A 10,783-nucleotide genomic window follows, 5' to 3' on the forward strand; every position below is an offset into this window, starting at 1 on the left:
CCGAGGTTCCGATGAACACCGCCACCGCCCGCTCTCCGGCCCTGACAGACGTGACGCTGCAAGTCAGCGGCATGACCTGCGCGTCCTGCGTGCGCCGCGTCGAGAAGGCCTTGCAGGCCGTGCCCGGCGTGCAGGCGGCCAGCGTCAACCTCGCGACCGAGCAGGCCGCCGTCAAGGCGCTGCCGAATGTGCGGGTCGAGGCGTTGACGGCCGCACTGGACAAGGCCGGCTACCCGGCCAGCGCCCTCCCGCCTGCCGGAGCGCCCGCCGCCGCGCCGGCGGTGGGCGGCCTGCCGGTGTGGTGGCCGGTCGCGGCCGCTGCGGCGCTGACGCTGCCGCTCGTGCTGCCCATGCTGCTGGGCCTGTTCGGCATCGCCTGGATGCTGCCCGGCGGGCTGCAACTGCTGCTGGCCACACCGGTGCAGTTCGTCCTCGGCGCGCGCTTCTACCGTGCCGGCTGGGCCGCGCTGCGCGCCGGCAGCGGCAACATGGACCTGCTGGTGGCGCTGGGCACGTCGGCCGCCTACGGGCTGTCGGTCTACCTGCTGCTGCGCCACCCCGGCCACGCGCACCTGTACTTCGAGGCCTCGGCCGCCGTCATCACGCTGGTGCTGCTGGGCAAGTGGCTGGAGCAGCGCGCCAAGCGCCACACGACCGAGGCCATCCGCGCGCTGAATGCGCTGCGGCCGGCGACGGCGCGCGTGCTGCGCGACGGCGTGGAAGTCGAGCTGCCGGTGGCCGAGGTGCGCGTGGGGGACATGATCGCCGTGCGCCCCGGCGACCGCATCCCGGTGGACGGCGAGATCACGCTGGGCCACAGCCACGTGGACGAATCGCTGATCACCGGCGAGAGCCTGCCGGTGGCCAAGTCGCCGGGCGACCGCGTGACCGGCGGCGCCATCAATGCCGAGGGTGCGCTGACGCTGCGCACGACGGCCGTCGGCGCGGAGACGGCGCTGGCGCGCATCATCCGCATGGTCGAGTCGGCCCAGGCGGCCAAGGCGCCCATCCAGCGCGTCGTCGACCGCGTCAGCGCCGTCTTCGTGCCGGTCGTGCTGGCCATCGCGGCGCTGACGCTGGCCGGCTGGCTGCTGCACACCGGCGACGCCGAGCAGGCCGTCGTCAACGCGGTGGCCGTGCTCGTCATCGCCTGCCCCTGCGCGCTGGGGCTGGCCACGCCGACGACGCTGATGGCCGGCACCGGCGTCGCGGCCCGCCAGGGCATCCTCATCAAGGACGCCGAGGCGCTGGAGCTGGCCCATGCGGTCAGCGTCGTCGCCTTCGACAAGACCGGCACGCTGACCGCGGGCCGGCCCGCGCTGGTGGCCGCTGAGCCGGTGAAGGGCGGCACGCGCGACGGACTGCTGCAACTCGCCGCCGCGCTGCAACGCAGCAGCAGCCACCCGCTGGCCGTCGCCGTGCTCGCCGCGGCGAAGGACCTGCCCGCGCTGCCGGCCGAGCAGGCCCGCGCGCTGCCGGGCCGCGGGGTGCAAGGCGTCGTGAATGGGCGCACGCTGTCGCTGGGCAGCGCGCGGCTGGCGCAGGAGCTCGGTGTCGATGCCGGCGCGCTGGCTGCAAGAGCGCAGCAATTGGAGGCCGACGGCCACACCGTGTCTTGGCTGATGGACGGTGCACAACCGCTGGGCCTGCTGGCCTTCGGCGACCACGTGAAGGACACGGCCACCGAGGCCGTCGCGCAATTGCAGGCACGCGGCATCCGCACCGTCATGCTGACCGGCGACAGCCGGGGCGCAGCAGCGGGCGTGGCGCGGGCGCTGGGCATCACCGAGGTCCATGCCGAGGTGCTGCCGGGCGACAAGGCCGCCATCGTGCAGCGGCTCCGCACAGACGGCGCGGTGGTCGCCTTCGTCGGCGACGGCCTCAACGACGGGCCGGCGCTGGCGGCCGCATCGGTGGGCTTCGCGATGGCTGGCGGCGCCGACGTGGCCACCGAGACGGCCGGCGTGACGCTGATGCGCGGCGACCCGCGCCTGGTGGCGGACGCGCTGGACGTGTCGCGCCGCACCTACGCCAAGATCCGCCAGGGCCTGTTCTGGGCCTTTGCGTACAACGTCGTGGGCATCCCGCTCGCGGCCTTCGGGCTGCTGAACCCGGTCATCGCCGGCGCGGCGATGGCCTTCAGCAGCGTCAGCGTCGTCGCCAATGCGCTGATGTTGAGAAGCTGGCGCGGTACGGCCATGCAGGCGGGCCCGGCCCTCGTTAACAAAGCCTGAGCGCTTCCGCGCTATCGTCGGCCATCCGCAGTTTCCAAAGCGAGCCCCCATGCGCCTCGTCCTCCTCGCCGCCCTCGCCCTGGCCACGTCCGTCGCCCAGGCCGACTCCTTCACCTCGTCCGCCGCGGGTGCCGGCTCGGCCTCGTCGGGCAGCGTGTCCGACTCGCTGAAGGCTTCGTCCGGCAGCAGCACCGGCGGCGACAAGCGCGCCGAGGGGCGCTACCGCGTCACCGAGGTGGCCCAGGCCGAAGCCGGCAAGCTGCGCCTGACGCTGGCGCGCGACGGCGCCGAGCCGGTGGCGCTGACGCTGCCTCAGCAGGCGCTGGCCGCGCGCGCCGTCCAGGTGGGCGACGAGGTGCAGGCCACGCCGCAGCCCTACGGCGTGGCCTTCGCGCATGCCGACACCGGCCGGGCCTTCTTCCTCGTGCTCGAAGACGCCTGGCACCGCGAGCTGGCCGCGCGCGTCGTCACGCCTTGAAGTGGCTCGCCGCGGCGCTGCTGGCAGCCGGCGGCGCGGCCCAGGCCGGTTCACCGCCACGCGGCTGCGACCGACCCATCGAGGTGACGGCCACGCAGCAGGACCGCCTGCTACGCTTCACCGCCGTCGTGCGCGAGGCGCTGGCGGCCTCCGGTGCCGAGGCGGCGCTGGTGGCGCGTTCGGGCACCGACCTGTCGCGTTTCGGCCTGCGCTACTCGCATGCCGGCGTGGCGCTGGCCAGCGGCCTGGATATGCCCTGGGCCGTGCGCCAGCTCTATTACGCCTGCGCCGAAGGCCAGCCCCGTTTGTTCGACCAGGGCCTGGCCGGCTTCGTGTCGGGCAGCGACGACCCCGGCGTCGGTTATGTGCGCCTGTTGCTGCCGCCGCCCGAGGCCGCCGCGCAGTGGGCCGCCGCCGCGCGCGACAAGCCGCTGGCGCTGGGGCTGCTGAACGCGCGCTACAGCGCCAATGCCTACGCCTTCAGCACGCGCTACCAGAACTGCAACCAGTGGGTCGCCGAGCTGCTCGCCGCGGCGACCGCAGGCACGACGGCGCGCGAGGATGCGCAAGCCTGGCTGCAGCGCGAGGGTTATGCGCCGCAGCCGGTGCACGCGTCGCCGTGGCTGATGCTGGCGGGGCGCTTCGTGCCCTGGGTGCACTTCGACGACCATCCGCCCGAGCAGCTCGATGCCGGCGCTGTGCAGACCAGCCTGCCCGACAGCCTGGAGGCCTTTGCGCTGCGGCGCTGGCCCACCGCGCGGCGCATCGAGCTGTGCCACGGGCCGCACGGCGTCGTGCAGCGCGAGGGCGGCGCGCCGCTGGCGGCGGGCTGCGTGCCGCAGGCGGGCGACACGGTCACCGCGTTGGACTAGGCCTCACTTGATCTTGATCACGACCTTGCCCTTGGCCCGACCCGCTTCGACATAGGCCAGCGCCTCGTGGGTGGACGCGAACGGGAAGACCTTGTCGACCACCGGCCGGATGGCGCCGTCCTCGATCAGGCGGGTGATCTGCTGCAGCTGGGTGCCACTCGCCTTCATGAAGAGGAACGAGTAGCGCACGCCGAGCCGGCGCGCGCTGCGCCTGACGCCCCAGCTCAGCAGCCGCATCACCAGCCTCACGAAGCCCGGTGCGCCGATCTCCTTGCCGAAGTCGGGGTCCGGCGGGCCGGAGATGGAGATGAGCCGGCCACCGCGCTTGAGCACGCGCAGGGACTTGGCCAGCGTCTTGCCGTCCTGGCTGTTCAACACCACGTCGTAGCCGTGCAGCACGGTCTCGAAATCCTGCGTGCGGTAGTCGACCGTGACGTCGGCGCCCAGGCGCTTCACGAGTGCGGCATTGGCGGCACTCGTCGTCGTGGCCACGCTGGCGCCCAGGTGCTTGGCCAGCTGGATGGCGAAGGTGCCCACGCCGCCGGAGCCGGCCTGGATGAAGACGCGCTGGCCCTGTGTGAGGCCGGCCTTCTCGACCAGCGCCTGCCAGGCCGTCAGGCCCACCAGCGGGATGGAGGCCGCTTCCTCCATCGTCAGGTTGCGCGGCTTGTGCGCCAGCGAGGACTCCTTGACCGGCACGAATTCGGCGAACGTGCCGATGCGGAAGTCGTCGACACGCGCATAGACGGCGTCACCCGGCTTGAACTGCCGCACGCGCGCACCCGCCTTGACGACCACGCCCGCGACGTCGTGGCCCAGGATGAGCGGCAGGCGATAGGGCAGGATGAGCTTGAACTCGCCGCTGCGGATCTTGGCGTCCAGCAGGTTCACGCCCGCGGCGTGAACCTCGACCAGCACCTCGTCGTCACGGAGTTCCGGCGTCGGCATGTCGGCCAGACGTAGCGGGGCTTGCTTCTGATAGCGATCGACGACGAAGGCCTTCATGATTGCACCGCCTGCGCTGCGTCCAGGCGCAGGTCCCGTCGGATGCCGGCATCCATCACGCCGGCCGGCGCGAACCTGCGCAGCCAGCTCAGCCGGGCGGCAAGCCCGCCGGCGGTGTACCGCAGCCGTGGGTGGGCCGCGCTGGCGGCCTTCAGCACGGTCTCGGCCACGACGCCCGGCTGGTCGGCCGTGGCCATCACCTCCTTCACGCGGCGGCTGACGGCGGCGCGCGCCTCGCGGTAGGCATCGAGCTGGGCGTCGGGCTGCAGGAAGTTCGCATCGAACGGCGTGTTCGTGTAGGCCGGCTCGATGACCGAGACGCGGATGCCCCGGGTGCGCAGCTCATGGTCGAGCGACTCGGAATAGCCTTCGACCGCGTGCTTGGTCGCGGCATAGAGCGCGCCATAAGGCATGGGCAGCAGTCCCAGCACCGAACCGATGTTGATGATGCGTCCGGCGCGCTGCTCGCGCATGTGCGGCAGGACGGCGCGCGTCATGCGGACGATGCCGAAGAAGTTGGTGTCGAAGATGGCCTGGGCCTGCTCGATCGAGCTTTCTTCCGCCCCTGCCGGAGCGACACCGAAGCCGGCGTTGTTGACCAGCAGGTCGATGCGCCCTTCGCGCTGCATCACCTGCGACACCGCCTCGGCCACGGACGCATCCTGGGTCACGTCCAGCGCCAGCATCTCGAACGATCGCCCGCCCGCAGCGCTGCCGCGCCGGCTGGTGCCGTAGACGATGTAGCCGGCGCTGGCCAGGCGCTCTGCGGTGGCTTGCCCGATGCCCGACGAGGCGCCGGTCACGAGGGCGATCTTCTGGCCCTGCTTCTTCATGTTCATGACGCTTCTCCGTCAGGTGGTGGGGATGGTGAAAGTCGGATCGACGGGCGCTGCGCCGCAAATTCGCATGATGATCATCATGTGTTGAGGCGAGCAAAAAGGGCGCTGCGCGGCCAAGGCTCAGCGCCCGATGGACGTCAGATGCTGGAGTGCCGCTTCGCGCAGGCTGTCCGAGAGCCCAGGCTCATCGACCGCGCGCGCCAGCATGAGGGCGCCCACCATCGTGGACAGCATCACGAGCGCCTTCTCGTGCGCACCCTGCTGCCCCCAGTCCGGGAGCTGGCGGGCGAGCAGGTCGATGGTGGCCTTGATATGGCGTGTCGCGACCCGACGCACCTCGGGGGCCTGCCGCGAGGTCTCGGAACCCAGCGCCGCCAGCGGGCAGCCGGCTTCCAGCTGCTCGACGTGCCCTTTGGAGAGGTAGGTGGCGAGCATGGTGTGGAGCGCCATGCCGGGCGGCGCGTCGGCCGCCACCTGGGTGGCGCCGGCGGCCGATTCCGCGCATGCCTTCGCTGCCGCCTCGGCCAGCATGGCCTCGCGCGAAGCGAAGTGCGAGTAGAAGGCGCCGTGTGTCAGGCCGGCCTCCTTCATGATGTCCGCCACGCCCGTGCCGCCGTAGCCGCTGCGGCGGATGGCCCGCGCCGCCACGGACACGATGCGCTCGTGCGTGGCGTCCTTGGCTGCAGCGCGGGCATTGGCAGTTGTTTTTCGCATGACGATCATCATACGATGTATGCCGGCGGCGCGCCAGCCCCACACGCGCGCCGTCGCGGCGCCTGAAGTCAGTCGGCCGCGATGGCCTCGATCTCCAGCAGCCAGTCGCTGTCGTAGATGCCGGCGATGAGGACCGTCAACGCCGGGCTGCGCGCGCCCAGCACCTCGCGTCGGATGGCTGAGTTCTGCAGCGCGTGCTGGCGGTCGCCCAGGTAGGTGGTCACCTTGACGAGATGGTCCAGCGTCATGCCGGCCGCGCGCAGCTGCGCCTCGACGTGGGCCCAGACGAGCCGGCATTGCGCGGCGAAGTCCTTGGGCACGCCGCCCGCACGGTCGACCGGGATCTGCCCGCTGATGAAGAGCAGGCGCGACGGGGCCCTGAGCTCCAGCGCCTGCGCATAGCCGCCTGAGGGCGCCGGTGCGTTGGCGGCATTGACGGGGCGGGTCTTGGCGGCCATGGCGGCTCCTGTCGTTGGGGTGAGGGCGAGGGCCGCCGTGCGGCGCGTCACGGTCATCGCGGCGGGCTGCCCGCGCATGCCGGCGGCCAGCTGGCGTCGGCAGCGGCCTGCAGGTCGACGAGGAACAGTTCGCCCGAGCGCGCGCCGTCGGCTTGCGCGAACAGCAGGCGGTCCGCCTTGGGCGACAGCAGCGGGCCGACCTGGAAGACCTCCTCGCGGGCGGGCACACGGCCCAACGGCCGCCAGCCGTCGGCCGCACGCGCATAGCGGTAGAGGTGCGAGCGCCCCTCGCGGTCGGACACGACGACGGCCTGCCGCCCGTCGCGCGACACCTCGACTTCGTAGTCGTTGCGCGCCGTGTTCAGCGGCGCGCCGAGGTTGGCCACGCGCCAGCCGCCATCGGCTTGCGGCGTGGCGACATAGACGTCGTTGCCGCCCAGGCCGCCAGGGCGGTCGGAGCCGAAGAAGAGGCGACCGTCCGGCAACCGGCGCGGCAGCAGCTCGGACTGCGGCGAGTTGACGGGCTCGGGCAGGCGCCGCGCCGCGCCCCAGCCGCCGCGGCCGTCGCTGTCGGCCACCCAGATGTCGAGGTCGTCGCCACGCTTGCCGGGGAAGGGGCGGCTGGACACGAACCAGAGCTGGCGGCCATCGGCGGTGATGAAGGGGTCGGCATCGCTGGCCGGCGGCGGCACCGAGACGGCCACGGGCACCGCCTCCTTCCAGCCCGTGGGGCCGCAGTCCGACTGCAGCAGGCGGTAAACCGAGAACTGCGGATCGGCGCGCATGAAGACCATGGTGCGGCCGTCGGGCGAGAAGCTCGGCGAGGACTCGTACTGGTCGGTCGCGACGCGCTCGGGCGTCCAGCGCGAGGGCGAACTTGCGGCAGCGGCAAGGGCAAGGGCCAGCAAGGCCTTCATCGCAATCCTTCCAGGGCAGGGAAGCGCCGGCTTCGTGAGGCGAGACACCGGATTCTCGGCGTTAGCATGCGCGCTTGGAAGCACTCGGGAGGTGAGACGATGCTCAAACGACTATGGGCTCTGGCCGTGATCGTGCTGCCTTTGGCCGCGCCGGCTCAGGAGGCGGCCCAACGTCCGCAGACCATCGCGCTCATCTCCACGCTCGGCGACCAACTCAGCATCGTCAAGCAGCGTGGCAAGCGCGCCAGCAGCCTGGACGACTTCTCACGCCGCACCGTGCAGGTAGACCCGCAATTGCTGAACATGGCGGTCCTGCGCGGGCTGGACAGCGCCCTGGCCGCCGAGGAGCCCGCCTCGCAACGCATCATGCTGCGCTGGAGCGCCAACCCCGGGCTCGTGGAGCAGCTCAGGAACGCGTCGTTCGAAACCCGCGATGCGCTGGTGCTCGATGCGCTGCGGGAACGCCTGATCCAGATACCGCAGCGCGCCGAGTGGGATCGCATCGAGGCCATCCTGCCGCGCTACGCGTGGGAGTCGCGCGAGGGCATGCCCAGCCGGCTCGGCGGCATCGGCATCTACGTCAAACCCACCGGCAACCAGTGGGAGCTGCTCGACGAGGACGGCATAGACCGCAAGCAGGAGCAGGCCGACCAGGACCAGACCACCACCGACCCGCGCACCGGCGAGCAGCACAAGAGCAAGGCCTACGTCGCACCCTTCATCTCTTTCGAGCGGGTGACCCTGGACGCCAAGACCTTGACCGTCGTTGCGCGCAAGCCGCAGTTCACGCACACCAAGTACAGCGACCCGAAGTCCAACGCCATCGACGTCATCGAACAGGTCTCGCCGGCCGAGATCGTCACGCAGCTCAACAAGCTGGTGGAGCAGGCCGCCTACCGCTCGGTGCGGGGCACGGTGGAGGTCGGCCCGGTCAAGCCAACGGCATCGGACGCCGGCCAGTAGAGCCGGCACTGAACCTCGGCACGGCGAATCAGTCGCGCGCCGGGATCTTCAGCCCCCGCTGCACCGCCGGCCGCGCCAGGAACGCCTGCAGCACGCGGTCGACCTCGCGGAAGTCGGCATAACCCACCAGCTCACCGGCACCGTAGAAGCCGATCAGGTTGTTGATCCAAGGGAAGGTGGCGATGTCGGCCACCGTGTACTCGTCGCCGACGAGCCAGGACTTGCCCTTGAGGTGGCCGTCCAGCACGCCGAGCAGGCGGCGCGCTTCGGCGAGGTAGCGGTCGCGCGGGCGCTTGTCGTCGTAGTCCTTGCCGGCGAACTTGTGGAAGAAGCCGACCTGGCCAAACATCGGCCCGACGCCGCCCATCTGGAACATCAGCCACTGGATGGCCTCGTAGCGGCGCGCCGGGTCCTTGGGCAGCAGCTGCCCGGTCTTCTCCGCCAGGTAGATGAGGATGGCGCCGCTCTCGAACAGCGGCAGCGGCCGCCCGCCCGGGCCGTTGGGGTCGATGATGGCGGGGATCTTGTTGTTCGGGTTCAGCGACAGGAACTCGGGGCTGAGCTGGTCGTTGGTGTCGAACTTGACGAGGTGCGGCTCGTACGCGAGGCCGATCTCCTCCAGCATGATGGCCACCTTCACACCGTTGGGCGTGGGCAGCGAGTAGAGCTGCAGCCGCCCGGGATGGGCGGCGGGCCACTTCTTGGTGATGGGGAACTGGCTGAGGTCGGTCATGGCGGTCGGTGCAATCGGGGCGATGTGAAAAGGGGCTGAGCCACTTTAGTAGCGCGCCGAATGGGCCGACACCGGCCAAGGATTTGGCCGCCGGTGCAGCGTTGCACGGGTCAGGGCGACCGCAGCAGCTTGCGCACGCCCATCCACGCGAGCGCGAACAGCGCCGATGCCAGGCAAGCCCCGTGCAGCACCGGCAGCGACACCCAGTCCTGCAGCGCATTGCCGGTGCTGAAGGGCCACAGAGGCTGGATGTCGCGGTGCATGACGCTGTCCAGCAGCACATGGCTCCACGCGCCCAGCGCCGCGCCGATCGCGACCGGGCGCAGCGTCAACCGCCCGCACAGACGCTTCAGCGGCGAGCGGTCCAGCAGCCAGAACAGGCCGGCCAGGCCCAGCACCACCAGCGTCGCGCCGACATAGGTGTGGAAGGACGCATGCGCCGGCTCGCGCCGGTTGACGAGGTTGTAGAGCGACTCGATGTCGATCAACACGTTGGCCGCGCAGAAGGCCAGGAAGCTCACGTGGCGCGGCGCGATCGCATGCAACGCAGCGCCGGGGCCGAAGTGGAAGGGGGTGATGGGCATGGACGCCGACTATGCCCACGCCGCCGCTGCCCGTGCCGCGTGAAAATGCCCGCCATGACGACCGCCGCCCCCGCCGCCCCCGGCCCCGCCCAGCCATCGCGGCTTGCGCTCTACCTGCAGCTGATCCGCTGGGACCGCCCTGCCGGGTGGCTGCTGCTGCTGTGGCCCACGCTGTCGGCGCTGTGGATTGCCGCGGACGGCTGGCCGGGCTGGCACCTGCTGGCCGTCTTCACGCTGGGCACGGTGCTGATGCGCTCGGCCGGCTGCTGCGTCAACGACGTGGCCGACCGCGAGTTCGACCGCCATGTGCAGCGCACCGCGCAGCGGCCGGTGACGACGGGCGCCGTGTCGGTGAAGGAGGCGCTGCTGCTCGGCGCGGCGCTGTCGCTCGTCTCGTTCGGCCTGGTGCTCACCACCAACCCGCCGGCCATCCTGCTGAGCTTCGCGGCGCTGGCCGTGGCCATCGCCTATCCGTTCGCCAAGCGCGTGCTGGCCATGCCGCAGGCGGTGCTGGGTATCGCGTTTTCCTTCGGCATCCCGATGGCCTTTGCCGCCGCGCTGGGCGGGGCGGAATGGAACCTGCGCGCGGTACCGCTGTCGGCCTGGGCGCTGCTGGTGGCCAACCTGTTCTGGGTGCTGGCCTACGACACCGAGTACGCGATGGTTGACCGCGACGACGACCTGCGCATCGGCGTGCGTTCGTCGGCGATCGCGCTGGGCCGCTGGGATGTCGCCGGCATCATGCTCTTCTACGCCGCCTATCTGGCGGCGTGGGGCGGGCTGGGGCTGCGGCTGGGCCTGGGGCGCTGGTTCCTGGCCGGCATGGCGTGCGCCGCCGCGCAGGCGCTGTGGCACTTCACGCTGATCCGCCGGCGCAGCCGCGCAGAGTGCTTCAAGGCCTTCCGCGCCAACCACTGGCTGGGCTTCGCGGTGTTTGTGGGCACCGTTGCCGACCTGGCGCTGCGCTGATGGACAGAACTCGGTCA

The 10,783-nt window shown here is 71.3% G+C and carries 12 protein-coding genes; 5 read left to right on the forward strand and 7 right to left on the reverse strand.

All coding sequences use genetic code 11. The features are described 5' to 3' along the window. Positions 1-11 precede the first annotated feature (11 nt). The 3 genes from ASD35_RS09610 to ASD35_RS09620 are packed head-to-tail and all read left to right on the forward strand — an operon-like array spanning position 12 to position 3,584. Complete coding sequence (locus ASD35_RS09610; RefSeq protein ID WP_056874718.1) at positions 12-2,234, forward strand: cation-translocating P-type ATPase; 2,223 nt, start codon at positions 12-14, stop codon at positions 2,232-2,234. Positions 2,235-2,283: 49 nt separating this feature from the next. Further along, positions 2,284-2,712, forward strand: a complete 429-nt coding sequence (locus tag ASD35_RS09615; protein WP_056874719.1) for a hypothetical protein — start codon at positions 2,284-2,286, stop codon at positions 2,710-2,712. Next, positions 2,709-3,584 (forward strand): DUF2145 domain-containing protein, encoded by an 876-nt coding sequence (locus ASD35_RS09620; protein ID WP_082580059.1) that lies wholly within the window; start codon positions 2,709-2,711, stop codon positions 3,582-3,584. The genes ASD35_RS09615 and ASD35_RS09620 overlap by 4 nt, the downstream gene beginning before the upstream one ends. Before the next feature lie 3 nt (positions 3,585-3,587). Here the strand turns inward: ASD35_RS09620 and ASD35_RS09625 are convergent, their stop codons facing one another. The 5 genes from ASD35_RS09625 to ASD35_RS09645 form a co-directional block, all read right to left on the reverse strand. Then, positions 3,588-4,589, reverse strand: coding sequence for an NADP-dependent oxidoreductase (locus ASD35_RS09625; protein WP_056874721.1), 1,002 nt, complete (start codon positions 4,587-4,589; stop codon positions 3,588-3,590). After that, a complete protein-coding gene (locus ASD35_RS09630; RefSeq protein WP_157275473.1) occupies positions 4,586-5,428 on the reverse strand; it encodes an oxidoreductase in 843 nt (280 codons plus the stop codon). The genes ASD35_RS09625 and ASD35_RS09630 overlap by 4 nt, the downstream gene beginning before the upstream one ends. A 120-nt stretch (positions 5,429-5,548) precedes the next feature. Beyond that, positions 5,549-6,154 (reverse strand): TetR/AcrR family transcriptional regulator, encoded by a 606-nt coding sequence (locus tag ASD35_RS09635; RefSeq protein ID WP_056874723.1) that lies wholly within the window; start codon positions 6,152-6,154, stop codon positions 5,549-5,551. Between the two features lie 56 nt (positions 6,155-6,210). Continuing rightward, the gene (locus tag ASD35_RS09640) at positions 6,211-6,600 is read right to left on the reverse strand and encodes a RidA family protein (protein WP_056874724.1); all 390 of its coding nucleotides are present in this window, start codon (positions 6,598-6,600) and stop codon (positions 6,211-6,213) included. Positions 6,601-6,653: 53 nt separating this feature from the next. Beyond that, entirely contained in the window at positions 6,654-7,517 is an 864-nt protein-coding gene (locus ASD35_RS09645) for a PD40 domain-containing protein (RefSeq protein ID WP_056874725.1), read from the reverse strand. A 99-nt stretch (positions 7,518-7,616) separates the two neighbouring features. Here ASD35_RS09645 and ASD35_RS09650 point away from each other — a divergent pair, with 99 nt between their 5' ends. Beyond that, positions 7,617-8,480 carry a hypothetical protein gene (locus tag ASD35_RS09650; RefSeq protein WP_157275474.1) on the forward strand — a complete coding sequence of 288 codons (864 nt, stop codon included), beginning with the start codon at positions 7,617-7,619 and terminating at the stop codon, positions 8,478-8,480. Positions 8,481-8,508: 28 nt separating this feature from the next. Here ASD35_RS09650 and ASD35_RS09655 read toward each other — a convergent pair whose 3' ends face one another. After that, complete coding sequence (locus tag ASD35_RS09655) at positions 8,509-9,213, reverse strand: glutathione binding-like protein (RefSeq protein WP_056874727.1); 705 nt, start codon at positions 9,211-9,213, stop codon at positions 8,509-8,511. Between the two features lie 110 nt (positions 9,214-9,323). Further along, on the reverse strand, positions 9,324-9,797 hold the full coding sequence (locus tag ASD35_RS09660) for a metal-dependent hydrolase (protein WP_056874728.1): 474 nt from the start codon (positions 9,795-9,797) through the stop codon (positions 9,324-9,326). 54 nt (positions 9,798-9,851) lie between these two features. Between ASD35_RS09660 and ubiA the strand changes: the two genes are divergently transcribed. Further along, positions 9,852-10,766, forward strand: coding sequence for a 4-hydroxybenzoate octaprenyltransferase (gene ubiA, locus ASD35_RS09665; protein ID WP_056874729.1), 915 nt, complete (start codon positions 9,852-9,854; stop codon positions 10,764-10,766). Positions 10,767-10,783: the final 17 nt, after the last annotated feature.

This window comes from Pelomonas sp. Root1444 (assembly GCF_001426885.1).
Classification (GTDB): Bacteria; Pseudomonadota; Gammaproteobacteria; order Burkholderiales; family Burkholderiaceae_C; genus Pelomonas.

Bases quoted from the DNA above. Each gene is read 5' to 3' on its own strand.
- ASD35_RS09610 (WP_056874718.1), top strand. From the start codon at position 12: ATGAACACCGCCACCGCCCGCTCTCCGGCCCTGACAGACGTGACGCTG.
- ASD35_RS09615 (WP_056874719.1), top strand. From the start codon at position 2,284: ATGCGCCTCGTCCTCCTCGCCGCCCTCGCCCTGGCCACGTCCGTCGCC.
- ASD35_RS09625 (WP_056874721.1), bottom strand. From the start codon at position 4,589: ATGAAGGCCTTCGTCGTCGATCGCTATCAGAAGCAAGCCCCGCTACGT.
- ASD35_RS09630 (WP_157275473.1), bottom strand. From the start codon at position 5,428: ATGAACATGAAGAAGCAGGGCCAGAAGATCGCCCTCGTGACCGGCGCC.
- ASD35_RS09635 (WP_056874723.1), bottom strand. From the start codon at position 6,154: ATGATGATCGTCATGCGAAAAACAACTGCCAATGCCCGCGCTGCAGCC.
- ASD35_RS09640 (WP_056874724.1), bottom strand. From the start codon at position 6,600: ATGGCCGCCAAGACCCGCCCCGTCAATGCCGCCAACGCACCGGCGCCC.
- ASD35_RS09645 (WP_056874725.1), bottom strand. From the start codon at position 7,517: ATGAAGGCCTTGCTGGCCCTTGCCCTTGCCGCTGCCGCAAGTTCGCCC.
- ASD35_RS09650 (WP_157275474.1), top strand. From the start codon at position 7,617: ATGCTCAAACGACTATGGGCTCTGGCCGTGATCGTGCTGCCTTTGGCC.
- ASD35_RS09655 (WP_056874727.1), bottom strand. From the start codon at position 9,213: ATGACCGACCTCAGCCAGTTCCCCATCACCAAGAAGTGGCCCGCCGCC.
- ASD35_RS09660 (WP_056874728.1), bottom strand. From the start codon at position 9,797: ATGCCCATCACCCCCTTCCACTTCGGCCCCGGCGCTGCGTTGCATGCG.
- ubiA (WP_056874729.1), top strand. From the start codon at position 9,852: ATGACGACCGCCGCCCCCGCCGCCCCCGGCCCCGCCCAGCCATCGCGG.